The following is a 23,150-nucleotide window of genomic DNA, read 5'->3' on the forward strand; positions in this document are numbered from 1 at the left end:
CCTATTTCTTCATCTGCTCCTTGAGGGCAGCGAGCTTGGCGAAAGGAGAATCCGGATCGATCGGCTTTTCCTTGCGCGGCGGCTTGGCTTCGAAGCGCAGCGGCTGCGATGCGCCGCGATTGTTGCGGTCGCCGCGCTCCTGACGATCACCGCGTTCGCCACGGTTGCCCTGATGCTGCGGACGGCCACCTTCGCGATTGCCGCGCGGACCCTTATCGCCGCCACGAGCTTCACGATTGTCGCGTCCGTCGCGACGATCACGACCGCCTTCGCGATTGCCTTCACCAGCGGCTTGCTCGCCGCCGCCGCGGCGATTGCCCTGGTGACCACGGCCCTCGCCCTGCTGGCCGCGACGATCGCCATGGCCACGGCCACCCTGGCGCTGCTGATGGTCATTGCGACCACCCAGACGCCAGAGCAGAACCGGCTTGGTCTCTGCCGCTTCCGCGGCAACGGCACCAGCTTCGGTAGCCTCGGCGGCCTCAATCGCTACGGAAACCGGTTCAGCCGACGCATCCGCAGCCGGAGCTGCTTCCTGGGTAACAGCTTCCGTTTCCTTAGCCGGCTCTTCGGTCGCAGCGTCGGCATCATCATGATCGGCCTTCTCGGCTGCGGCTTCTTCAGCTGGTGCGGCGGGCGTTGCAGCCGCATCTTGCTGAGCGAGGAAGGCCGCAGCCTCCTCCGCCCTCACCGAATCGGCGCGATAACCGAGACCCTTGAGAATTTCCTCCATGTCCTCAAGCGTCGCACCGAGAATGGAGAGCATCGCGGTCGTCGTCGTGAAGCGACGGCCGTCATAGGCGCCGTCGGGGCGCGAAGCCTGGCCAGGCTTCCACTGCAGGAGCGGACGAATGAGGTCCGCCAAGCGCTCCAGAATGTCGATACGCACCGCGCGCTTGCCGAGGAACCGGAAGCCTGCAAGCTTGTAGAATGTGCGCTCATATCCAGGATCGGTAACGACCGAGGTACGGCCGGCAGCTAGAACCGGAATCAGATCGCCATAGCCGGGCTTGTCCAGGCCGTCATTCTTCAGTGCCCAGAGCAGCGTAATGAGCTCGGCCGGAGCGGGTTTCAGAAGGGCGGGCACGAAAATATGGTAGGCGCCAAAGCGAACGCCGTAGCGGCGCATCGAGGCACGCCCGTCCTGATCCAGCGACTTCACTTCTTCCGTAACGTCGCGGCGGAACAGAACGCCGAGATTCTCCACCAGCTGGAAGGCCAGTCCCTTGGCAAGGCCCTGCAGATCTTCGGCGCGCTGGAGATCGTCCAGCGGCTTCAGGACGGTGCTGATGTGGTGATTCACGAAACGTTCAATACGAGCGGCGACATGATCGCGCGCATTGCCGGTCAGCTGCTCGTCGGCGAGCAGGATGACGCGCGGACGCATGACATGATCGCTGCCTGACAGGCGCGCGACGGGATCGCCGAGCCAGCGCACGAGGCCATCGGCACTGATCGCGAGATCGCCGTTGCCGGCCGCATGCAGACGTGCGGCACGTGCCTCGAATTCCAGCGCCAGCGCCTTTTGCGAGGCCGTCTGGACGGCCTTGGCATCAGGCCCTTCGGTCCCTGCGATAGGCGTGAACCGGAATCCGGTCAACTGTCCCACATGATGTCCCTCAACGAAGACATCTCCATTCACACTGATTTCAGCTTCCAGCATCGCATTCTCTCTCAGGCGCTTCATGAGCACAGATGTCCTGCGATCAACAAAGCGTTTCGTCAACCTCTCATGTAACGCGTCGGACAATCGATCTTCGATTTCCCGCGTCTTTTCTTGCCAGTGTGTCGGATCGGCAAGCCAGCCAGGCCGGTTCGACACATAGGTCCAAGTCCTTATCTGCGCGATTCGCGCCGAAAGCGTGTCGATCTCGCCGTCCGTCCGATCGGCGCGATGCACCTGTTCGGCCAGAAAATCCTCTTTCACCGTGCCATAGCGCACGAGATCGGAAAAGAGGGCGGCAATGAGATCGGCGTGCTGGGCAGGCGTGATGCGCCGATAGTCGGGAAGCGCACAGGCCTCCCACAATTTCTCAACCCGAGCCGGGTTGCTGGCAAGATCGACTATCTCCAGATCGCGTGACAGATATTCCAACGCCTGCTGGTCTACCGCAGGCAGCGCCCGCGTCAAGCCCTGCACGCGAGGCGCGTCTTCCAAACTTGCACGCAACGCCGCGATCGAAGCGAAATCCAGATCCTTGCTGCGCCATTGCAGCACCTTGACCATATCGAATTCGTGTCCCTCGATCCGGCGCACCAGCTCGTCATCGAACGGGTCCACCTGCCCCGTCACCCCGAAAGTGCCATCCTTAAGGTGACGGCCGGCACGACCTGCGATCTGGCCAAGCTCGGCCGGATTGAGGTTGCGGAACTGATAGCCGTCGAACTTGCGGTCCTGGGCGAAGGCGACATGATCGACATCGAGGTTGAGCCCCATGCCGATCGCATCTGTCGCAACCAGATATTCGACATCACCTTCCTGATAGAGGGCCACCTGCGCATTGCGGGTACGTGGACTGAGCGCCCCGAGAACGACGGCCGCGCCACCGCGCTGGCGGCGGATAAGCTCGGCGATCGCATAGACCTCGTCGGCGGAAAAGGCGACGATCGCCGTGCGCTGCGGCAGGCGCGTGATCTTCTTCTGCCCGGCGTAGAAGAGATGCGACAGCCTGGGCCGTTCGAGAACCGTAATTCCTGGCAGAAGCTGTTCGAGAATCGGCCGCATGGTGCCGGCACCAAGCAGCAGGGTTTCATCGCGGCCGCGCAGATGCAGGATACGGTCGGTGAAGATATGCCCGCGCTCTAGGTCACCGGCAAGCTGCACCTCGTCAATGGCGACGAAGGAAGCGCGCGTCTCGCGCGGCATGGCCTCGACGGTGCAGACCGAATAGCGCGCATTGGGTGGCGATATTTTTTCCTCGCCGGTCACGAGCGCGACATTGTGTGCCCCGACCTTTTCGACGACGCGCGTATAGACCTCGCGGGCAAGCAGCCGCAGCGGCAGGCCGATCACGCCGCTGCCGTGTGCCACCATGCGCTCGATAGCATAATGGGTTTTGCCGGTATTGGTTGGTCCGAGCACCGCGGTTACGCCGCGTCCGCTCAGGATCATGGGCTGCGAAGTCTGAGTCATAGGTCCGTGCATGGGCGAGAAACTACCGTCTTCCGATCAGCATGTTCCTCCTGGAGGAAACGAACAGATGACGACCATATGTGACAAAGGCAAGACCCGAATGAAAAAACAGATACGACAACAACCGATTTCATATTTGATCGTCTCAACCGTAAGATACATTTCAGCTGCATCCCATGCGAGTCCCGGCGATTCCGGAACAGCTTGAGAACGAATCGGAGACGAATCGCTGACTCCGCTGCGTTCTTCATTTGTTCACGACTACATATGGATTTCAATGAAAAGATTCACACCAAATGCTGAATCTTGTTTACGCAGCTTTTCCAAGGCAAAAGGAGTCAAGCGGAGAATGCACAGCCAGCGAAATTTCCCATCGCATTATGGTTAATGATTTGTAAATAATGAAGTTTCGCGTGAATCAAGGGATCGCGTTAACATCCGGGCCAAAGCCGGAACGAATCGGAGACGAATCGCAGATTCCAGGCGGTTCCGTTTCTGTTCTCCACAATATCTAGTGCTTCCCTGGCACGGACATACCGGACTCTGAATGGTTGAGCCCTGAATTACAGCCGAATCAGCGATTGTGATTAACCTTTTAACGAGCGCAGCTATAACGAATCAACAAATACACGCAAAAGCTGCAGCCATTAACACATCGATCAAAGCCGGAACGAATCGGTGACGAATCGCGGATAGGGGCAGGTATCGTATTTGTTCACGGCTACATATTGTATTTCGTCGGAACAGCATCGCGAAATAGCACTGCCCTGAATAGACGAGCCTCCCACAAACCTGCCGCAAATTAACCAATCGCCTGGCGAAAACACCATCTGTGCGGTTCACCTGTGCTCCGCTTCGCCCTTCCGGCACCGGCGACGGCGCACCTGGAGGAGGCTCGCGGTTAGCCCAAGTCCAAATAGAGAACGAATCGCCGACGAATCACAGACATCTGGCCTTTCCCGTTTCGTTCACCACAACCCATTGTATTTTAATCATATTTTAACCATACAAACGGATCTCTCATCGCCCCGGCGACGGCCATATGAGGTTGCCGCACTAACGTTTCCCTAAGAGCCCAGGCCCCTGCGTACTCGCATTTTTATTTCTTAGCCGGAACAATTATCGAGCACGCAAGTTTATCTGCACAGAATTGCGGAACTCAGCCTGTTCCTGGATATGGATTTGAGCTGGAGCGCTGGAAGGATAACGTCGGATCGGAAGCGATATTGGCGTTATATTCAAGCGATCGACATGGAGGAGACACATCATGCTTGGTACGGTATTGCTTGTGATACTGATTCTGCTGCTGATCGGCGCACTACCCAGCTGGGGTTACAGCCGGTCATGGGGATATGGCCCATCGGGCGGTCTCGGGCTTGTTCTCGTCATTGTCCTCATTCTGTTATTAATGGGACGGATCTGATCCGCAGGTTATTGTTCAAACCTCGCAACACTAGGGAGCTAACACCATGAAGAAGATCATCGTCGCGATCGCCCTCCTCGGCGCATTGGCGTCGTGCACGGCAACGGAAAAAGGCACAGCCATCGGCGCCGGTACCGGCGCGCTAGTCGGCGGCGTAGCCACGCATAGCTGGGGTGGCGCCGCTGTCGGCGCAGTCGCTGGCGGCGTGGTCGGCAATCTCATCGGACGCTCGGAAGATCGTCGCGGATATTGCATCTACCGCGACCGGTATGGTCACCGTTACGAAGCTCGCTGCCGCTAAAGCCGGCATCGCCTGACCGATCGTCCTTTACGGCCGGTCAGGACCCGTTCTGGAACAAACTCACGGAACAACCGTTCCCTCAGGAAAATCGTCTTCCCGCGCCAACGACCGCGGGAAGGGGCAGTGTTTTGAGAAAGGAACGGCATCATGGCCGCAATCATCGCAAGCATTGCAGCACTCGTGCTCATCGGCACGACTTTCTACGCCCTCGCCAGCGCGGCAAGAGCACGCGGCAAGGAAAAGCAGCAGGTCACACTTGAAGCCGTCGTTCTAGAATTCAAGCCACGGCAGCGACAGCAAGCAAATTCAAACCGGGGATGATTGCACGCCGGGACTGGGAACTCTTAATCCGCCCCTAGAGCCAGATGATTTTAGGTCGAGTCGGCCTAAAATCTGAATCCACTCTGGAATCTGAGAAGTAGGCGTGATGTCGTCCGAAAATCCCCTGATACTTTTCGGCATCTGGCTCCAAAACGGCCTGAAGCGGCTCAGCCTCCCGCAAGAGTTCCAAGCCGCTCCAATCTCATTGCCTTTACGCAGCTTCGCGCGGGAAAGCCCTGCGCTTCTTCTGGAATTGCTTATACGAAGAGCTGGCCGCCATTGGCAGATATGGTCGATCCCGTGATGAAACCGGCATCGTCGCTGGCGAGGAAAACCGCGATACGGGCGATTTCCTCAGGCTCGCCGAGGCGCCCAACGGGGATCTGCGGGATGATGCGCTCGTTCAGCACTTTCTCCGGCACCGCCAGCACCATCTCAGTACCGATATAGCCAGGGCAAATCGCGTTCACGGTAATGTTCTTGGCGGCCCCTTCTTGGGCAAGCGCCTTGGTGAAGCCGAGATCCCCTGCCTTGGCGGCGGAATAGTTCGCCTGGCCCATCTGCCCCTTCTGGCCGTTGATCGAAGAGATATTGATGACGCGGCCGAAGCTGCGGTCGCGCATGCCCTGCCAGACCTGATGCGTCATGTTGAAGAGGCCGGTGAGATTGGTGTTGATGACCTCATGCCACTGCTGCGGCGTCATCTTATGGAACATGGCGTCACGGGTGATGCCGGCATTGTTGACCAGGATGTCGACATGGCCCAGATCGTGCTCGACCTTGGCAATTCCCTTGCCGCACGCCTCATAGTCGGTGACATCCCATTTGTGGACCGAGATACCCGTCACATCGTGGAAAGCCCGGGCCTTCTCGTCATTGCCGGCATAGGTTGCCGCCACCTTGTAACCCGCATTGTGCAGCGCCATCGAAATGGCGGCTCCGATGCCGCGCGTACCGCCGGTTACCAATGCCACTCTGCTCATGTGCCACTCCCCTTTTTGTTGCGGAGGCGGGACGCCCGAAGCTCGGGTAGCCCGCTCCGCTTTCACCACTTCTTCTGGAAATACCCTTCAAGACGCCTCAGAGCATGGTGCCGAAAATGTCCCGCGGTTTTCGGACGACATCTTGCTCTACTTTTTTGATTTTAAAGCGCTTCGAAGCACATGGCGACGCCCATGCCGCCGCCGATGCACAGCGTGGCAAGCCCCTTGCGGGCGCCGCGGCGCTTCATTTCGAACAGCAGCGTATTGAGGACGCGTGCGCCCGAGGCGCCGATCGGGTGGCCGATGGCGATCGCGCCGCCATTGACGTTGACAATCGACGTATCCCAGCCGAGGTCCTTGTTGACGGCGCAGGCCTGGGCGGCAAACGCCTCGTTGGCCTCGACAAGATCAAGGTCGTTGACCGACCAACCGGCCTTCTCCAATGCCTTGCGGGAGGCTGGGATCGGCCCGGTCCCCATAATCTGCGGGTCGACACCGGCTGTCGCCCAGGAGACGATGCGGGCCAGCGGCTGGATACCGCGGCGCGAGGCTTCCGCCTCGGTCATCAGCACGGCCGCTGCGGCGCCGTCGTTGAGACCGGAAGCATTGCCAGCGGTGACGGAACCCTCTTTGTCGAAGGCCGGGCGCAGCTTCGCCATGGCCTCCATCGTCGCGCCATGGCGGATATACTCATCGGCATCGACCGTGACGTCGCCCTTGCGCGTCTGGATCGTGAAAGGGACGATCTCGTCCTTGAAGCGGCCGGCCTTCTGCGCAGCTTCGGCCTTGTTCTGCGAGGCAACGGCGAACTGATCCTGCTCATCGCGGGAAAGCTGCCATTGGCGGGCGATATTTTCCGCCGTAATGCCCATGTGATAGCCGTAGAAGGCGTCCGTCAGGCCATCCTTGATCATGGTATCGATCATTTTCATGTCGCCCATCTTGGTGCCGGAGCGCAGGTTCGCGGCATGCGGCGCCATCGACATGGATTCCTGGCCGCCAGCGACGATAATCTTCGCGTCACCCGTTGCAATCTGCTGCAGGCCGAGCGCCACGGCACGCAGGCCGGAACCGCAAAGCTGGTTCACGCCCCATGCGGTCGCTTCCTGCGGAATGCCGGCTTTCATCGCGGCCTGACGGGCCGGGTTTTGTCCTTCGCCAGCCTGAAGTACCTGGCCGAGGATCACTTCGTCGACTTCCTTGGCATCGACACCGGCGCGCTCCAGCGCACCCTTGATCGCGGCCGCGCCAAGTTCATGCGCCGGAACGGTCGCGAAAGCACCGTTGAACGAACCGACAGCGGTGCGGGCAGCGCTGGCGACGACGATGGATGAACTGCTCATGGAAGCCTCCTCACAGAATGGACACGTATATGAGGCGAAACTGTCAAAGCTTTGCTTCTGAGTCAAACAGCAAGAATTTTCATCGTGCGGATTTCACGAAGCTGTCACCGCGTTCAAAAAATCCAATCAAAGGAAAGGCCTTGCCGCATCGCACAAACCGATTGTCACCAAGCTTCTTTTGCGTCTACACTCCGGAGTGGAGGAATATTCCATACAATCAGACGGGGCCAGGAGACTGATAATGGCAAAAAATGAGGGCCAGATCGTAATCAAGAAATATGCCAATCGCCGCCTATACAATACCGGCACCAGCACCTATGTGACGCTGGACGACCTGGCGGAGATGGTGAAGAAGGGCGAGGAATTCATCGTCCAGGACGCCAAGAGCGGTGAAGATATTACGCATTCGGTCCTGACACAGATCATTTTTGAACAGGAATCGAAGACCGGCAACACGCTACTGCCGATTTCCTTCCTCCGGCAGCTGATCGGCTATTACGGCGACCAGATGCAGATGGTGGTGCCGAGCTTCCTCGAGCACTCGATGCGCGCGTTTACCGAGCAGCAGACGCAGATGCGCGAGCAGATCAATCGCGCATTCGGCGAAACGCCGCTCGGCAAGAACCTGCAACTGCCCATGCAGATGGTCGAGGAACAGGTCCGCCGCAACACCGAAATGTTCCAGCAGGCCATGCAGATGTTCTCGCCCTTCATGAAGCCGCCGGCCAAGGAAAGCCGCAAGGCCGAAGCCAAGGACATCGACGAATTGAAGGAACAGCTCCGCGCCATGCAGAACAAGCTGGATAGCCTTTGATGCATGGCAACGCGCTCGTGAATTCTTGGAGAGTTTTACCCCCTGCGTCACTGACGTGACATCTCCCCCACAAGTGGGGAGATTGGTAACTTGCTGAATCCTCGCGCCTCAAGCGGATATCGAATCCGCGGAACTGCAGTTATCGGTTTGGTGAGAGCGGGCAGCATGCTCCCGATAATCTCCCCCTTTTGGGGGAGATGTCCCGAAAGGGACAAAGGGGGATATCAGAGCCGCACCATACCGCGAGGCGGCGTTTTTCCCCCCGTATAATCCACTTCAGCACCCCCCGATCAAAACCAAAAAGGCCGGCGAACCGCCAGCCTTTTCATCCATGCCATTAAGGCAGCGCTAGATTATGCGCTTTCCTTCGGCGTCAGAACCTGACGGCCGCGATACATGCCGGTCTTCAGGTCGATGTGGTGCGGACGACGCAGTTCGCCGGAGTTCTTGTCTTCGACGTAGGTCGGAGCCTTCAGGGCGTCAGCAGAGCGGCGCATACCGCGCTTGGACGGGCTCGTTTTTCTCTTCGGTACAGCCATTCTCGTTACTCCATGTACGGACGAAACATGTCCACGGCCAGCAAGGCGGCCGAAACAGACATGCATCAATTTCGGAAATTGGGCGGGCTTATACATGGCTTGCCGGGCTTTGACCAGTCCCAAATAGCATTTTTTGCCGGCCGCGCCAGATTCGCGGATATTCGAGGCCGAATCAGTCCTCATCCTCCGGCACGGTCCATGTTTCCTGCAATGCCGCTTCCTCCCATTTTTGCCAGGCAGGCAGCGCCTTCATAACAGCCATATAGTCCCGCGTATCCGCCGCAACCGCAATGTCGTACCGCTCTAAGCGGCTGACAACAGGGGCAAACATGGCATCCGCGCCGGAAAAGCTCCCGAACAGGAAAGGCCCACCTGAAACGGCTCTCGCCTCGCGCCAGATTGTTTCGATGCGCTCCACATCCGTCGTCACCGCATCTGGCAGCTCGCGGCGCGCGATCGGACGGCGCATGTTCATCGGGCAACTGTTACGCAGGGCACTGAAGCCCGAAATCATCTCCATGCTATAGGATCGCGCCAACGCACGCGCCTGGCGATCCCTCGGCAGAAGTCCGGCATCCGGGAAAAGCTCGGCCGCATATTCAATGATGGCGAAGGATTCCCATACCTTGAAACCACCGTGAACCAGCATCGGCACCTTGCCCGTCGGCGACACCTCACGAATGCGCGGATTTCCACCTGGAAAATCGAAAGGTATCAGCACCTCTTCAAAAGGAATGCCGCACCCTTCAAGAGCAAGCCACGGTCGAAACGACCAGGACGAATAGTTCTTGTTGCCGATATAGAGAGTGAGCTTGTCCACGATCATTGTTTCCTTTTCAGCGCCGGAATCCGAAGGGAAAGAATTATTTGAAATGATTCAAACCCGCCCTTACGTCACGGCCAAGGATGCCAGATGACGACAAGCCGATCGAACGACAAGTTCTGATATCAGTCATAAAGGCATTTGATATATGCGTCGGCATTGCGTGCGCGGCGCTGGATGAGCGAGGCGAGTTGGCTGAGGCCTCGTCCCGGCTTGCTTGCCACCCGATCGATCGGATTGGGAAGCGAGACGGCAAGAAGCGCCGCCTGACGTGCCGTAAGCTTGGAGGCCGGGACCTTGAAATGATAGCGTGCCGCCGCCTCGATGCCGTAAATGCCCGGTCCCCATTCGGCAACATTCAGATAGATTTCCATCATCCGGCGTTTCGACCACACGGCCGAGGCGGAGACCGCCAAAGGCAATTCCAGCGTCTTGCGCACGAAGGAGCGGCCGTTCCACAAAAACAGGTTCTTCACCGTCTGCATCGGGATCGTGCTGCCGCCGCGGGTGGATTTGCCGCTCAGCGTCTCCTCGACGAGAACCCGCATCTCCCCCCAATCGACGCCGCCGTGAAAGCAGAACTGACCGTCTTCCGAGACCATGACGGATTTCACCAGCACCGGCGCGATTTTCTCCAGCGGGACCCAGCGGCGGTCATATCCCTGAAAGGTGACGGCATCACCTATCATCAGGGTTGAGACAGGATGGATGAACGGCAGCAGGTAGAAGACGATGAAGACATAGGGGAGCAGCAAAAAGCCGATCAGGACGAGGACGATGCGCTGCCAGAACGGACGGTCCCTGAAGCGTGCCAACAGGGAGGAGCGTCGCGGCACCTCGGCTTCCTCCTCCTCACTGTCCGTCGATATGTCCAAATGCCTGACGTCCACGATCGCTCCATCCCGGCACGCCTTGATGTATCCGGGAAACGCTCTGATGCTGCATTCGTCATACCGTCTACGCAAAGCGATGACCAGAGTGCGACGCAATTCCCCACCTGGCTGTTGACAATTCTCGTTGCCAGCAACCGCCTCTCATGCCAAACAGCGGCCATGGACAGCACCGATACCTCATTCGAACAACGCCTCAAGGTCAATGCCGGTAGGACCGAAGCACTGCTGACCCGGCTGCTGGCCGACACCAGCCTCCATGACGAGATCACCCGCCCCGACAGGCTGCTGAGCGCGATGCGCCACGGCGTACTGAACGGCGGCAAGCGGCTGCGGCCCTTCCTGGTCATGGAATCGGCGGCCCTTCTCGGCGGCGATGCCGAGGCGGCACTGAGGGTCGGTGCCGCACTCGAATGCGTGCACTGCTATTCCCTCGTCCATGACGACCTGCCCGCGATGGACGACGATGATCTGCGACGCGGCCAGCCGACGGTGCATATCGCCTTCGATTACGCGACCGCAATCCTGGCGGGCGACAGCCTGCTGACCTACGCTTTCGACATCATCGCCGCCCCCGAGACGGAGCTGCCGGCGGATCGGAAAATGGCGCTCGTGCTGGCGCTGTCGCGCGCAGCTGGCATCGGCGGCATGGCCGGCGGCCAGGCGCTTGATCTCGCGGCCGAGAAGGAAGCGCCCGACGAAAAGGGTATCACCACGCTGCAGGCGATGAAGACGGGCGCGCTGATCCGCTTTGCCTGCGAGGCCGGCGCCATCATCGCTGGTGCTTCGGCCGAAGACCGCAAGCGCCTGCGGATCTTCGGTGAAAAGATCGGCCTTGCCTTCCAGCTCGCAGACGATCTTCTCGACCTCACCGCCGATGCCGTCACCATGGGCAAGGCAACCGGCAAGGATGCCGCCCGTGGCAAGGGCACGCTGGTCGCTCTGCACGGGCAGGAATGGGCCGAAACGACGCTCGCGAGGCTGGTGAAGGAAGCGGCTGACCTGCTGTCTGGCTATGGCGACAAGGCAGGCATCCTGACGGAAACCGCCCGCTTCATCGCGAACCGCAAGAGCTGATTCCGAAATACCGTCAATTGTGTTGCATGAGGGTGAGCCAGCCGCTCGGCAGCGGCTAACGGCCCATGGCCACGTTCAGCCATGGCCATTCATTCAGCCATGAAATGTCACCATCACAAGAATCCATAACTGCGCCGGGTGATTTCGGCCGCAATCTATGACACAGTCCCGTTCCGTATTGGCCTTTAGACGCTGAATTCTCCGCGACGGCCGACATCCCCGGGAAATCTTCCATGCACGAAACCCTTGCCTATCTTCCGCAGATCCTGCCGGCCTATATCGCCTACATCATTGCCGTCGTTAGCCCTGGCCCCGCCATCATGGCCATCATCGGCACCTCGATGACCCATGGCCGCAAAGCCGGCATGACGATTTCGCTCGGGATTTTCGGGGGATCAATGACCTGGGCGATTGCCGCAGCGGCAGGCCTTGCGACGCTACTGCAGACCTATGCGATGGCGCTGGAAGTTCTGAAGATCTTCGGTGGCATCTATCTGCTCTATCTCGCTTACAAGGCATTCCGTGCCGTACGCGCCCATGGCGAGCTGCAAACAGCCAAGATGGAACAGAAGGCGCCTAGCTTCAAATCGCTGATCCTGCGTGGCTACGGCATCCACGTGACCAATCCCAAGGCGATCTTCGCATGGCTCGCCATCATCGCGCTCGGCATGCCGCAGGGCGCGCCCGCTTCCGTAGCGGTGCTGATCATCGTCGTCTGCGGCACGACGGGTTTTCTGGCGTTTATGGGCTATGCGATCCTATTTTCGACATCGCATGCGCTCAAAGTATATCGCAATGCCCGCCGCTGGATCGAGGGCGCCATGGCCGGCTTCTATTGCTTTGCCGGCATCAAGCTGCTGACGAGCAATATCTAATCAGCCTCGGCTTTAAGCGGCGGATCACTCCGCCGCGACGTTCTTCCGACCGAATCGCTTTTCGATATAGTCAGTCACCAGTGCCTCGAAGTCCGAGGCGATGTTCGGGCCGCGCAGGGTCATGGCCTTTTGACCATCGATGAACACCGGCGCGGCCGGCGTCTCGCCGGTTCCGGGCAGCGAAATGCCGATGTCGGCATGCTTGCTTTCGCCCGGACCGTTGACGATGCAGCCCATGACAGCGACGTTCAGAGCTTCCACGCCCGGATATTTCTCGCGCCAGACCGGCATGTTCTTGCGGATATCGTTCTGGATGTTCTGCGCCAGTTCCTGGAAGACCGTCGACGTCGTTCGGCCGCAGCCGGGACAAGCCGCAACCACGGGGATGAACTGACGGAAGCCCATGACCTGCAGCAGTTCCTGCGCCACCTGCACTTCACGGGTGCGGTCGCCATTCGGTTCCGGCGTCAGCGAAACGCGGATCGTGTCGCCGATGCCATGCTGCAACACATAGCCCATGGCGGCGGACGAGGCGACGATGCCCTTCGAGCCCATGCCGGCCTCGGTGAGCCCGAGATGCAGCGCATGGTCGGAACGCTCCGACAGCATGGAGTAGACGGCAATGAGATCCTGTACCTGACTGACCTTGGCCGAGAGGATGATGCGGTTGCGCGGGAGGCCGATATCTTCCGCGAGACTCGCCGAGATCAGCGCAGACTGTACGATGGTCTCGCGCGTCACTTGCCGGGCCGAGAGCGGCGAACCTTCGGCGGCATTCTTGTCCATCAGCGCGGTCAGAAGATCCTGATCGAGCGAGCCCCAATTGACGCCGATGCGCACCGGCTTGTCGTAGCGGATCGCCATCTCGATGATTTCGGCGAACTGCTTGTCCTTCTTGTCCTTGAAGCCGACATTGCCGGGATTGATGCGATATTTCGCCAGCGCCTCGGCGCAAGCCGGATGATCGGCGAGCAGCTTGTGGCCGATATAATGGAAATCGCCGATCAGCGGCACGTCCATGCCGAGGCGCAGCAGCCGCTCGCGGATCTTCGGCACGGCGGCAGCGCTTTCATCGCGATCGACGGTGATGCGCACGAGTTCCGAGCCGGCTTTGTAGAGGGCGGCGACCTGGGCGACGGTCGAATCGATATCTGCCGTGTCGGTATTGGTCATGGACTGCACGACGACGGGGGCACCGCCGCCAACGATCACGCCGCCGACATCGACGGCAACGGAGGAACGGCGCGGTTTCGGATCGAAATCGGTGGCGGACGACATGGAAAGCTCTCGCAGGCCTCGAAAATGGGTGTCTTTCAGGTGGATCACAGAGCGGTCGTTGTCAACCGCCACGACAATCTCTTTTGATCGGACTGCCCTCAACCGTTACCGGGCAAAAGCGACGAAATTAGTGCTTGGCGTCCCCGATGCCGTCGGCGTAGCGCGCCAGCGATGACAATGCCAGCACCACAAGCAGCAGCACCGGTAGCGCCATCAGGACTGGCGAGAAGCCGACATGCTCGGCGGCAAAGCCTATCGCCGACGGCGCAACCAGCATACCGGAATAGCCGAGCGTCGTGACGACCGAAATGGCGATGCCCGGCTGCAGGCCCGGAATATTGCCGGCGGCCGAAAAGGCGATCGGCACCATGTTGGAAATGCCGATGCCGCAGAGCGCAAAGCCGAGAATTGCGATTTCCGCGTTCGGCGCCAGCGCCGCCGCCAGCATGCCAACGATGGCGAAGACCGTGCAGACCCGCAGCGTCCTGACGGCCCCTAGCCAATCGCGGACGAAATCGCCGGCAAAACGCATGGTCGCCATGGTGGCGGAGAAAGCGGCGTAGCCGAAGCCGGAGAGCGCCACTGAGGCGCCCTTTTCCTGGCTGAGATAGAGCGCGCTCCAATCCAGAACCGCGCCTTCCGGTACCATGCAGAAGAGCGCGACGATGCCGAGCAGCCAGGGCAGCGGGATCATCGGCAGCTTTGCCTTCGGCTTGGCCTCATCATGATGCGGTTGATCGCCAAGCACCATAGGCCAGGCAATGGCGAGGAAAAGCACGGCGATCGCAGTCGAGGCTTCGGCATGGCCGAGAATGCCCCAGCGCGAAATCAGCAGCCCGCCGATCGCCGCGCCCAAAAGGCCGCCCAGGCTCCAGAAGGCATGGCAGGAGGACATGATCGCCCGGCGCATGGATTTTTCGACCGAGACGGCATTGGCATTCATGGCCACATCCATGGCGCCGATGAAACCGCCGAAGAGAAAAAGCGCGATCGCCGCCGTCCAGACATTCGGCGCCAACGTCAGCGCCAGGATCATCGGCAGCAGCAGCACAGCAAAGGCCTGCACGACGACGCGCGAGCCGCGCACGGCGATCTGCGCGCCGGCGAGCGGCATCATGACGAGGGAGCCGACGCCGAAGATGAGGATCATCAGGCCGAGCTCGAATTTCGTCAGTTGCAGCCGCTCGGCGAATTCGGGAATTTTCGGTGCCCAGCATCCGACCATGAAGCCGTTCATGAGAAACATCAGCGACACCGCAGCACGTGATTTGGTGAAAAACGGGCTCCTACGCTCCTTCAAGCCCTCCATTCTCGTCCCGTTGTCCATGAAAATTCCTCCAAATTCGCGCCGCAGTCTATTTAAATCGATTAAAATCTCAACGATCGAAAAAGTTGAAGCGGTCACATTTCATCTCCGTCTGTTAAAGCGGAGGCAAAGACACCACAACCCGAATAAATCATTCGCATGTGCACGCCATCGGCAAAATGTTCTATTGACGCCGAAAAAGTAGGCTCCTATCGGTTGAGACCTGAAAGATTCTTTGGTCGGCCCAAGCCGGGTCATCCTCTGGTGCATCCCCGTGAAAAACTCCATCGGCTATGGCATCCTGCTTACGGTGTTTGCCTACATGCTGTTCACCGCCCACGATTCGGCGGTGAAGCTGCTCGTCGCCTCCATTCCCGTCTGGCAGGTCCTGTTCATCCGAAGCTGCACCATTCTTGCCGGCTGCTTCGTCTTCGAAGGGCCTTCGCTCGTCCATAAGGTGGCGCGCTCGCCGATCATTAAGCCGATGATCGTGCGCAGCATCATCATCCTGATCGCCTGGATTTCCTATTATTCGGCGGCGTCCTATCTGCAGCTCGCCGAGGTAACGACGCTCTACTACGCCGCTCCGATCGTCGGCACGATTCTGGCAACCATCGTGCTGCGCGAAAAGGTCACCTTCGCCCGCTGGATGGCGGTCGGCGTCGGCTTTTGCGGCGTGGTGATCGCCTCCAATCCCGTGGGGCTGTCGATTTCCTGGCCGGTCTATCTGGCGCTGCAGGCCGCCGTCCTCTGGGCATGCGGCATGGTGCTCCTGCGCAAGACGGCGCTGCACGAGAAGAGCCATATCCAGATGGCCGTCTCCAACATCATGTTCATCATCCTGACCGCCGGCATGGCGATCATCCACTGGCACACGCCGACGCCGCTCCAGATCGTCCTGCTCGCTTTGACCGGCATCATCGCCGGCGCCGGTCAGCTCGCCCTCTTCGAAGGCATGCGCCAGGCACCCGTCTCGGTGCTGGCACCGTTCGAATACACCTCCCTCGTCTGGGCCTTCCTGCTCGGCTACCTCATCTGGGGCGACATCCCCGGCGCCAACACCTTCATCGGCGCTATCCTAATCCTCAGCGCCGGCTTCATCATCATTATCAGCGAACGAATGAAGCGGCGAACGGCCGCGGCTTGATGGTCGCCGACCCGCAGCGAGACGCTGGGTTTCACCCCACCGGAGCGACAGTCGGCTCGATGGGTTTCGGCTGCCGCATCAGAAGAGCCTGCATCGGCCGCTCGAAGAACTTAAGAAGCACCACCGAGATCCCGATCGTGCAAAGCGTGACCAGCGCCAATATTCCCGTCACAACGGGCAGGGAGAGGTGCTTGCCCAGCAATTTAACCGGAAGCTGAAACGTGTAGGGATGAACGAGATAGAGCGAGTAGGACGCATCTCCCAGCAGAACCAGAATGGCCCAAAGTTTCCCGGACGGCAGCCGCATGAGCAGGAAGCCCGAGACGAACAGGACCGCAAAGAGACTTGAGACAAAGAGACTGGGGCCGGCGAGTGTCACGATGAAGAAGTAAGCCCCGCATGCCAGGAGAACGAGCACAAAGGCGGCGACGTTCGATCCGCTCCTGATGGCGCTGTAAGCCGAATATGCCTTGTGAAGCATCATGCCGAGAACGAATTCGATCAATATCGGATTTGTATAGAAACGCCATTCGACAGATCCCGCGGGCCAAATCGCATGCAGCGCGATCAGGAAGAGGATGGCTGCGGAGGCGAACCAGGTTGCCCTGGCGCCAAAGATCAGGCAGGCGCCGTAGATCAGGTAGAAAAACACCTCGTAACAAAGCGTCCAGCCCAGGAAAAGGATCGGTTGTACGGCGCCCCCGCTTTTCTGATAAGGGATGAAAAGTAGAGATTTGATGACCGTGTCGACGGTCACCACAGTCGAATTGAGCAGGTTGGGCTTCACGAGCGCGATCAAGACGATCACCAGCGTCAGCAACCAATAAAGCGGAACTATTCTCGCAACGCGCTTGCGTGCGAAATAGACAAGCCCGCGTCCCGGATCGGAGGAATAACTGATGATGAAGCCGCTCAGAACGAAGAAAATGTCGACGCCGGCCGCACCCATGTCGAAATAATTGCGATCGACATGGTACTCGAGCACAAGGGTGCGTCCGAAATGAAAGAGAACAACGGAGAAGGCGGCCACAAACCGAAGAAACTGGAGAGAGTCCAATTGTTTCGAGTTTGACCGCGGAATGGAAAGCACCTGCTCGTCAACCATGACGGCCTCGATCCGCTTTGATTGCTTGTTCCAACACATCCGCCATCGCTGCCTGGGTGCTGCGGCTTGGATGCCAGTTGCATCCAAAATCCTTCGGTTTAACGCGTAAATTCAGATATCGGAGGCGGCTTTCGCCTTTCGCGACGCTCGTCTGGACGACGGCCTTGATTGCTTTCTCGGCCGTATCGAAATCCTTCTGAGACATCATCGGCCCGAGCGCGGCATAGAAATACGCTTTTGGAAATTGATATCTGAGCTTGGAGAGAAGCTTGGCATATTCTCCGCCGAAATCGTCGGGATTCTTGCCGTCCGAAAAATCGTTCGTCCCCAGATTGATGACGACCGTGGAAACGCGCTCGTCAGGAAGACCGGGCGCACCGCTTCTCAACAGCGTCCCATTGTCGATGACGTCAAGCATGGTTTTCGTGCCCTTGCGAGCACGCGAAAGGCCGCTTCCCGAAACCGCGAGCGTTGTAAGCTCCATCCCGAGGCTACGCGCGGCGAGAGCGGCATATGTCAGATATTGATTTTCAGTTCCGGGAGTGAATTTGCATCCGGGACCGACACCTTCGACGCCGTAGCCTGCAGTGATGGAGTCTCCTATTGCCACAATCTCTTCGGTCGATGCCTCCGCTGGAAGGAACGACCCGTCGGTTTCGGCGGAAACGAATGTGGTATCGCCAACCCATCCCTCGGTGCGGCGCGTCGCGCGAACGCTATGGACGCCTTGCTGCAAGCCATCGGCAAGCTGATATCGGTGTTGCCCCGCCTGCAGATCAAGGCGCTGGGGAACGCCGTCCAATTCGATCTCCAGGCTGTTTTGCCCGGGATCAACGAGGGTAACCGAGAGCGAAGTGCCTTCGAAACGCAGCGCAAAGCCGCTGCCGGGCCAGCCAAAAGCCGCATCGCTGGCCGCAACGCGACCGACCCATTTCGACGGCCGCTCGATCGTTTCCGCCGCAAAGGTCGGCATGAATGTTGACACGCTCAGAAGAATTGACGCAGCCACGACGTGAAGCTCACGAACCGGCCAAGGCCGCCAGCGCGCAATGATGGGCAATTCGTCACCTCTTCGGGCTGTGTCAGATCAATTCCTGCACTGCAATTCCTAATAGAAACGCATTTTGATTGCCGCCCGCGTCCCCCGGAAAACCGACTGGAGGCATTGATAGCGCGCATGCCCTGCATGAATAATGCCGCACCAAAGACACAACCAGATGCTGCAATAGGCAACATTGAGAAAAATGGAGCAACATTGGGAGAAGTAGGGCAACATCGAGAATTGTCACTATGCTGCACCGCCACATTGGTCAGCAATTATCGACCGAGATGGAAGCCTCGCCTCTCTTGATGGCTCGATCCGCTGTTCTTTGAGAAAAATATTCGCAATTGCCCATTTATCTCGCAGTTTTCTACGCTTTCGCGATGCAATTTTTCTGCGATGTATGCGACATTGAATGAAACCGCTCCAGAAACGGAAGAGAACGATGAACTGGTTGAAGACTGTTGCCGCCGCCGCCCTCGTGCAGGCTGCGTTCCTGCTCCCCGCCCATGCCGGCGAAAACCTCAAGGCGATCCAGTCGGCCGGCGTATTCAAGGTCGGCACGGAAGGGACCTACGCGCCCTTCACCTTTCATGACGAGAGCGGCAAGCTGACCGGCTTCGATGTCGAGATCGCCGAGGCGATTGCCGCCAAGCTCGGCGTCAAGGTGCAGTTTCTGGAAGGCAAGTGGGATGGCCTGATCGCCGGTCTCGACGCCAACCGCTACGACGCCGTCATCAACGAAGTCGGCGTCACCGAAGCGCGCAAGAAGAAGTATGACTTCTCCGAGCCCTATATCGCCTCCAAGGCCGTGCTGATCGTCAAGGACAGCAATACCGATATCAAGGATTTCGTCGATCTCAAGGGTAAGAAGGCCGCACAGTCGCTGACCAGCAACTTCGGCAAGCTCGCAACCGAATCCGGCGCCGAACTCGTCGGTACCGACGGTTTCGACCAGTCGATCCAGCTCGTGCTGACCGGCCGCGCCGATGCGACCATCAACGACAGCCTCTCCTTCCTCGATTTCAAGAAGCACAAGCCCGACGCTCCGGTGAAAATCGTCGCCCAGCAAGCCAATGCCGATTTCTCGGCCGTCATCATTCGCAAGGGCGAGCCGGAGCTGCTTGCTGCGATCAACAAGGCGCTGGCCGATATCAAGGCTGACGGCACCTATGACAAGATCTCCAAGAAATACTTCGGACAGGACGTTTCGAAGTAAGAAGGCATAGGCAGAGACATAAAACTGTGAAAAAGATGCGTCCGGGGTCACCTCCGGACGCATTCTGTTATCGAAAGGCTTCTCCTTGGAGCATTGGCTGCAACTGATGTGGGAGTCACTGGGCACGCTGCTTTGGGCGGGGCTCGTCTTCACCATCCCGCTCACCTTGATCACCTTCGTCCTTGGCCTTCTGCTCGGCCTGCTCACCGCCGTCGTCAGGCTGTTTGCCCCGGCGCCGTTCGTGGCCATCGCCCGCTTCTATGTCTGGGTGATCCGCGGCACGCCGCTTCTGGTGCAGCTCTTCGTCATTTTCTACGGCCTGCCGAGCCTCGGCATCCTGCTCGACGCTTTTCCGGCAGCCATCATCGGCTTTACGCTGAGCGTCGGGGCCTATACGTCCGAGATCATCCGCGCCGTCATTTCCTCTGTGCCAAAGGGCCAGTGGGAAGCCGCCTATTCGATCGGCATGAACTGGCGCCAGGCCATGAGCCGCACCATCCTCCCCCAGGCAGCCCGCGTCGCCGTGCCGCCGCTGTCGAACACCTTCATTTCGCTGGTCAAGGATACCTCGCTTGCCGCCGCCATCACCGTGCCGGAGCTGTTTCAGGCCGCGCAGCGTATCGTGGCGACGACCTATGAGCCGCTGATCCTCTATATCGAGGCCGCCATCATCTATCTCGTGCTCAGCACCTTTCTTTCGACGCTGCAGGGCTACCTCGAACGCCGCTTCGCCCGCTCTGGCGGCACGCTGGAGGCACAGGCATGATCGAGCTTTCGCATATCGAAAAGCGCTTCGGCGACATTGTCATCCTCAGGGATATCAGCCTGATGATCCCCGAGGGAACGGTGACGGCACTTGTGGGACCTTCGGGCGGCGGCAAGAGCACGCTGCTTCGCTGCATCAACCTTTTGGAAATCCCAACCGCCGGAACGATCCGCATCGGCGAGGAGACGGCTACCTTCCAGCCGGGCAAGAAGCCGTCCTGGCAGGACATCCAGAAGATCCGCCGCCAGACGGGCATGGTCTTCCAGAATTTCCAGCTCTTTCCGCATCAGACCGCAATCCAGAACGTCATGGAGGGCCTGACGACCGTGCTGCGCTGGCCTCAGGACAAGGCCCGCGCCCGCGCCGTCGAGCTTCTGACCAAGGTCGGCATGGCACACAAGATCGATGCCTGGCCCTCGACGCTCTCGGGCGGCCAGCAGCAGCGTGTCGCCATCGCCCGGGCGCTCGCCCCCTCGCCGCGCGTGCTGCTCTGCGACGAACCGACCTCGGCGCTCGATCCGGAACTGGCGGCCGAAGTGGTCGACGTGCTGGGCAAGCTCGCCAACGAAGGCACGACCATGGTCATGGCGACGCACGACCTGCGCCTCGCCTCGAAGATCGCCAACAACGTCGTGTTCCTGGAGGCGGGCAACATCGTCGAGACAGGCTCTTCGCGCAATATCTTCTCCAATCCGGCACAGGAGCGGACGAAGCAATTCATCTCGACACTGAATTCCGGGCTCAGCTACGATATTTGAACCGCCGGCCCACATCGAAAGCGATCCTGCCTTGGAGCAGGCCGCGCATTGACGCTGGGCCGCTTTGCGGTTAGCTCTAATGCCATGAACACGGCACTCGTTCTCGTAGTGGTAGGAAGGCGCATGGGCAGGATGGTGTAACCATCCGGCGAAAGCACCCATGCGCGGTAAGCAGGCTCCTGACGGGGCCTTTTTTATCGCCTGAAATCCTGGCTGCACCCCGTCAGATCTCCCTCGACTTCCCACTCACACGACGGACAAAGCCATGACGCGCACCGAAAGCAGCATCGACCATTCAGCCAAGCAATCAACCGACGACACGACCACCGAAAGAGCCGCCGCACCGCCGCGGCTGATAACCCTCATCCTGCTCTCGGCGCTCGCCGTGCTGCCTGTTAACATGATCCTGCCGTCGCTGCCGAAGATCGCAGCAGCATTCCATGCCGATTTCGCTCTCGTGAACCTATCGGTTGCCGGCTTTTCCATTGTCACCGCGTCCCTTGAGGCTATCGGTGGCGCGATATCGGATCGGTTCGGCCGCCGGCCGGTCGTCCTGACGGCGCTCTCGATCTTCATCGTCGCTTCGATTGGCTGCGTTCTCGCGCCGAATATCGGCATCTTCCTGCTATGCCGCATGATGCAGGCCTGCATCGGACCGTGCTATTCCGTCGCCCTCGTCATCATCAAGGAAACATCCGACGAGCGCCAGGCTGCCAGCAAGTTCGGCTATCTCGCCATGGGATGGGCATTGGCGCCGATGGTCGGCCCTCTGTTCGGTGGATCTTTGGATGAGCTTTTCGGCTGGCGGGCAAGCTTCATCGTCCTTGCGATCTTCGGCATTGCCGCCTTCTTTCTGTCCCTGCATGAACTGAAGGGATCGAAAGCGCCGGCGTCAGCCGCGCGCGGAAACTATCTTGCCTCCTATGCCCTGCTTTTGCGTTCGGCGCGCTTCTGGGCGTATACGCTCTGCATGGCGTGCTCGATGGGCGTGCTCTACATCTTTCTCGGCGGAGCGCCGCTGACGATAGGCGATGCGCTCGGCGGTTCGAGCGCCAAGCTTGGCTTCTACATGGGCCTCGTTCCGGCCGGCTTCATTCTCGGCAGCTATCTGGCTGGCCGCCATGGCGCAAGAATCCCGCTCGGCACGATCCTCGTCATCGCGCGGTTACTGACCTGCATTGGTCTGTCAATCGGGCTTGCCTTGTCGCTATCGGGCATGGTTGAGGTTCTGGCACTCTTCGGCCCCTGCATCTTCATCGGCATCGGCAACGGCCTCACCATGCCGGCCGCCAATAGCGGCGCCATGTCGGTCAGGTCGGATATTGTGGGAACGGCAGCAGGCCTCGCCGCTGCCATGCGGATTGCTGGCGGCGCGCTCATCGGCTCGATCGGCGGTCTGTTCATTGCACGATCGCCAACGATCCATACGCTCTTCGCCTTGATGCTGGCATCCGCTGTACTCGCGCTAGTGGCGGCAGTCTGGGCTGCGTTGATCGAAAAACGGAGGTAGCTGGCTCCTATCAGATGCGCTTGCTCATATGGACAAGGAACCCATCTTTCAGCGGCTCCTCGCGGTCGATCGCATAACCGTGTCGGAGATAGAGCTGCACATTCTCGGTAAAGCGCTTGTTGGTGTAGAGTCGGATATCGTCGACGCCGAGCTCGGCCGCGACCTGCTCGGCATGAACTAGCAGTTTCCTGCCGATGCCCTGTCCCTGATGTCGCGGCGAGACGGCGACGTTCTCGATCAACAGGTTATCCTCTCTCGGCACCATCTCGATCAACGCCAAAAGCTCACCATTGGCCTCAAAGAGATCGATACGATGCTTGCGCACGGCCTCCGCATAATCTGCTGTCATCGGCAGTGGTTCTCGGCCGATGAGAGGCACCCACTTACCATAGGCCTCGCGTGTCAGCGCCCGAATTGCGTCGACATCGGCATTTGTCGCCGCCCGCAAGGAAAATGCTCTCGTCATGCCTCCGCCTCCTCGACCTGGCTACCATGAT

22 protein-coding genes are annotated in these 23,150 nt (G+C 59.4%); 11 read left to right on the top strand and 11 right to left on the bottom strand.

Translation table 11 applies throughout. From position 1 onward, the window contains the following. Position 1: 1 nt before the first annotated feature. Positions 2-3,133, bottom strand: coding sequence for a helicase-related protein (locus AC13RC_RS26825; RefSeq protein ID WP_113352723.1), 3,132 nt, complete (start codon positions 3,131-3,133; stop codon positions 2-4). Between the two features lie 1,267 nt (positions 3,134-4,400). Here AC13RC_RS26825 and AC13RC_RS26830 point away from each other — a divergent pair. From AC13RC_RS26830 to AC13RC_RS26840, 3 genes are all read left to right on the top strand, one after another. Further along, positions 4,401-4,556 (top strand): DUF3309 family protein, encoded by a 156-nt coding sequence (locus tag AC13RC_RS26830; protein ID WP_069611648.1) that lies wholly within the window; start codon positions 4,401-4,403, stop codon positions 4,554-4,556. Positions 4,557-4,602: 46 nt separating this feature from the next. After that, on the top strand, positions 4,603-4,857 hold the full coding sequence (locus AC13RC_RS26835; protein WP_113352724.1) for a YMGG-like glycine zipper-containing protein: 255 nt from the start codon (positions 4,603-4,605) through the stop codon (positions 4,855-4,857). Positions 4,858-5,004: 147 nt separating this feature from the next. Continuing rightward, complete coding sequence (locus AC13RC_RS26840; RefSeq protein ID WP_488559054.1) at positions 5,005-5,178, top strand: hypothetical protein; 174 nt, start codon at positions 5,005-5,007, stop codon at positions 5,176-5,178. 257 nt (positions 5,179-5,435) lie between these two features. Here the strand turns inward: AC13RC_RS26840 and phbB are convergent, their stop codons facing one another. Together phbB and AC13RC_RS26850 are read right to left on the bottom strand one after the other, a co-directional pair. Continuing rightward, positions 5,436-6,161 carry a beta-ketoacyl-ACP reductase gene (gene phbB, locus AC13RC_RS26845; protein ID WP_069611533.1) on the bottom strand — a complete coding sequence of 242 codons (726 nt, stop codon included), beginning with the start codon at positions 6,159-6,161 and terminating at the stop codon, positions 5,436-5,438. Positions 6,162-6,322: 161 nt separating this feature from the next. Continuing rightward, positions 6,323-7,504: an acetyl-CoA C-acetyltransferase gene (locus tag AC13RC_RS26850; protein ID WP_112724156.1), complete on the bottom strand. Its 1,182-nt coding sequence runs from the start codon at positions 7,502-7,504 to the stop codon at positions 6,323-6,325. 241 nt (positions 7,505-7,745) lie between these two features. On the opposite strand from AC13RC_RS26850, the gene phaR reads away from it, so the two are divergent. Further along, positions 7,746-8,318 (top strand): polyhydroxyalkanoate synthesis repressor PhaR, encoded by a 573-nt coding sequence (gene phaR, locus AC13RC_RS26855; RefSeq protein WP_069611531.1) that lies wholly within the window; start codon positions 7,746-7,748, stop codon positions 8,316-8,318. A gap of 353 nt (positions 8,319-8,671) precedes the next feature. Here phaR and rpmF read toward each other — a convergent pair whose 3' ends face one another. The 3 genes from rpmF to mtgA all read right to left on the bottom strand — a co-directional run bounded on the left by rpmF (position 8,672) and on the right by mtgA (position 10,555). Then, the gene (gene rpmF, locus AC13RC_RS26860) at positions 8,672-8,857 is read right to left on the bottom strand and encodes a 50S ribosomal protein L32 (protein ID WP_003543812.1); all 186 of its coding nucleotides are present in this window, start codon (positions 8,855-8,857) and stop codon (positions 8,672-8,674) included. Positions 8,858-9,029: 172 nt separating this feature from the next. After that, on the bottom strand, positions 9,030-9,677 hold the full coding sequence (locus tag AC13RC_RS26865; RefSeq protein WP_113352896.1) for a glutathione S-transferase family protein: 648 nt from the start codon (positions 9,675-9,677) through the stop codon (positions 9,030-9,032). A 128-nt stretch (positions 9,678-9,805) separates the two neighbouring features. Further along, positions 9,806-10,555 carry a monofunctional biosynthetic peptidoglycan transglycosylase gene (gene mtgA, locus AC13RC_RS26870; RefSeq protein WP_162748824.1) on the bottom strand — a complete coding sequence of 250 codons (750 nt, stop codon included), beginning with the start codon at positions 10,553-10,555 and terminating at the stop codon, positions 9,806-9,808. Between the two features lie 177 nt (positions 10,556-10,732). On the opposite strand from mtgA, the gene AC13RC_RS26875 reads away from it, so the two are divergent. Both AC13RC_RS26875 and AC13RC_RS26880 read left to right on the top strand, forming a co-directional pair. Then, positions 10,733-11,647, top strand: coding sequence for a polyprenyl synthetase family protein (locus AC13RC_RS26875; protein ID WP_113352727.1), 915 nt, complete (start codon positions 10,733-10,735; stop codon positions 11,645-11,647). A 233-nt stretch (positions 11,648-11,880) separates the two neighbouring features. Then, positions 11,881-12,522, top strand: coding sequence for a LysE family translocator (locus tag AC13RC_RS26880; protein ID WP_113352728.1), 642 nt, complete (start codon positions 11,881-11,883; stop codon positions 12,520-12,522). Between the two features lie 24 nt (positions 12,523-12,546). On the opposite strand, the gene ispG is transcribed toward AC13RC_RS26880, so the two are convergent. Together ispG and AC13RC_RS26890 are read right to left on the bottom strand one after the other, a co-directional pair. After that, positions 12,547-13,800, bottom strand: a complete 1,254-nt coding sequence (gene ispG, locus AC13RC_RS26885; RefSeq protein WP_113331449.1) for a flavodoxin-dependent (E)-4-hydroxy-3-methylbut-2-enyl-diphosphate synthase — start codon at positions 13,798-13,800, stop codon at positions 12,547-12,549. A gap of 127 nt (positions 13,801-13,927) precedes the next feature. Then, a complete protein-coding gene (locus AC13RC_RS26890) occupies positions 13,928-15,127 on the bottom strand; it encodes an MFS transporter (RefSeq protein ID WP_113331447.1) in 1,200 nt (399 codons plus the stop codon). 253 nt (positions 15,128-15,380) lie between these two features. Between AC13RC_RS26890 and AC13RC_RS26895 the strand changes: the two genes are divergently transcribed. Then, entirely contained in the window at positions 15,381-16,253 is an 873-nt protein-coding gene (locus tag AC13RC_RS26895) for a DMT family transporter (RefSeq protein ID WP_113331445.1), read from the top strand. 31 nt (positions 16,254-16,284) lie between these two features. Here AC13RC_RS26895 and AC13RC_RS26900 read toward each other — a convergent pair whose 3' ends face one another. Further along, positions 16,285-17,358 (bottom strand): acyltransferase family protein, encoded by a 1,074-nt coding sequence (locus AC13RC_RS26900; protein ID WP_488559055.1) that lies wholly within the window; start codon positions 17,356-17,358, stop codon positions 16,285-16,287. Further along, the gene (locus AC13RC_RS26905) at positions 17,351-18,418 is read right to left on the bottom strand and encodes an SGNH/GDSL hydrolase family protein (RefSeq protein ID WP_488559056.1); all 1,068 of its coding nucleotides are present in this window, start codon (positions 18,416-18,418) and stop codon (positions 17,351-17,353) included. Before AC13RC_RS26905 ends, AC13RC_RS26900 begins: the two co-directional genes overlap by 8 nt. A 427-nt stretch (positions 18,419-18,845) precedes the next feature. On the opposite strand from AC13RC_RS26905, the gene AC13RC_RS26910 reads away from it, so the two are divergent. From AC13RC_RS26910 to AC13RC_RS26925, 4 genes are all read left to right on the top strand, one after another. Next, entirely contained in the window at positions 18,846-19,619 is a 774-nt protein-coding gene (locus AC13RC_RS26910; RefSeq protein ID WP_488559057.1) for an amino acid ABC transporter substrate-binding protein, read from the top strand. Positions 19,620-19,704: 85 nt separating this feature from the next. Beyond that, positions 19,705-20,385 carry an amino acid ABC transporter permease gene (locus AC13RC_RS26915; RefSeq protein WP_015341657.1) on the top strand — a complete coding sequence of 227 codons (681 nt, stop codon included), beginning with the start codon at positions 19,705-19,707 and terminating at the stop codon, positions 20,383-20,385. Next, a complete protein-coding gene (locus tag AC13RC_RS26920) occupies positions 20,382-21,143 on the top strand; it encodes an amino acid ABC transporter ATP-binding protein (RefSeq protein ID WP_183809553.1) in 762 nt (253 codons plus the stop codon). Before AC13RC_RS26915 ends, AC13RC_RS26920 begins: the two co-directional genes overlap by 4 nt. A gap of 265 nt (positions 21,144-21,408) precedes the next feature. Then, the gene (locus tag AC13RC_RS26925) at positions 21,409-22,653 is read left to right on the top strand and encodes an MFS transporter (protein WP_488559058.1); all 1,245 of its coding nucleotides are present in this window, start codon (positions 21,409-21,411) and stop codon (positions 22,651-22,653) included. 10 nt (positions 22,654-22,663) lie between these two features. Here AC13RC_RS26925 and AC13RC_RS26930 read toward each other — a convergent pair whose 3' ends face one another. After that, positions 22,664-23,119, bottom strand: a complete 456-nt coding sequence (locus AC13RC_RS26930) for a GNAT family N-acetyltransferase (protein ID WP_488559059.1) — start codon at positions 23,117-23,119, stop codon at positions 22,664-22,666. Positions 23,120-23,150 lie beyond the last annotated feature (31 nt).

The sequence above is a fragment of the Martinezella sp. CNPSo 3890 genome (assembly GCF_057784455.1).

What these genes read in the sequence shown, in the direction of transcription:
- AC13RC_RS26825 (WP_113352723.1), bottom strand. Translation starts at nt 3,133, where the DNA reads ATGACTCAGACTTCGCAGCCCATGATCCTGAGCGGACGCGGCGTAACC.
- AC13RC_RS26830 (WP_069611648.1), top strand. Translation starts at nt 4,401, where the DNA reads ATGCTTGGTACGGTATTGCTTGTGATACTGATTCTGCTGCTGATCGGC.
- AC13RC_RS26835 (WP_113352724.1), top strand. Translation starts at nt 4,603, where the DNA reads ATGAAGAAGATCATCGTCGCGATCGCCCTCCTCGGCGCATTGGCGTCG.
- AC13RC_RS26840 (WP_488559054.1), top strand. Translation starts at nt 5,005, where the DNA reads ATGGCCGCAATCATCGCAAGCATTGCAGCACTCGTGCTCATCGGCACG.
- phbB (WP_069611533.1), bottom strand. Translation starts at nt 6,161, where the DNA reads ATGAGCAGAGTGGCATTGGTAACCGGCGGTACGCGCGGCATCGGAGCC.
- AC13RC_RS26850 (WP_112724156.1), bottom strand. Translation starts at nt 7,504, where the DNA reads ATGAGCAGTTCATCCATCGTCGTCGCCAGCGCTGCCCGCACCGCTGTC.
- phaR (WP_069611531.1), top strand. Translation starts at nt 7,746, where the DNA reads ATGGCAAAAAATGAGGGCCAGATCGTAATCAAGAAATATGCCAATCGC.
- rpmF (WP_003543812.1), bottom strand. Translation starts at nt 8,857, where the DNA reads ATGGCTGTACCGAAGAGAAAAACGAGCCCGTCCAAGCGCGGTATGCGC.
- AC13RC_RS26875 (WP_113352727.1), top strand. Translation starts at nt 10,733, where the DNA reads ATGGACAGCACCGATACCTCATTCGAACAACGCCTCAAGGTCAATGCC.
- AC13RC_RS26880 (WP_113352728.1), top strand. Translation starts at nt 11,881, where the DNA reads ATGCACGAAACCCTTGCCTATCTTCCGCAGATCCTGCCGGCCTATATC.
- ispG (WP_113331449.1), bottom strand. Translation starts at nt 13,800, where the DNA reads ATGTCGTCCGCCACCGATTTCGATCCGAAACCGCGCCGTTCCTCCGTT.
- AC13RC_RS26890 (WP_113331447.1), bottom strand. Translation starts at nt 15,127, where the DNA reads ATGGACAACGGGACGAGAATGGAGGGCTTGAAGGAGCGTAGGAGCCCG.
- AC13RC_RS26900 (WP_488559055.1), bottom strand. Translation starts at nt 17,358, where the DNA reads ATGGTTGACGAGCAGGTGCTTTCCATTCCGCGGTCAAACTCGAAACAA.
- AC13RC_RS26910 (WP_488559057.1), top strand. Translation starts at nt 18,846, where the DNA reads ATGAACTGGTTGAAGACTGTTGCCGCCGCCGCCCTCGTGCAGGCTGCG.
- AC13RC_RS26920 (WP_183809553.1), top strand. Translation starts at nt 20,382, where the DNA reads ATGATCGAGCTTTCGCATATCGAAAAGCGCTTCGGCGACATTGTCATC.
- AC13RC_RS26925 (WP_488559058.1), top strand. Translation starts at nt 21,409, where the DNA reads ATGACGCGCACCGAAAGCAGCATCGACCATTCAGCCAAGCAATCAACC.
- AC13RC_RS26930 (WP_488559059.1), bottom strand. Translation starts at nt 23,119, where the DNA reads ATGACGAGAGCATTTTCCTTGCGGGCGGCGACAAATGCCGATGTCGAC.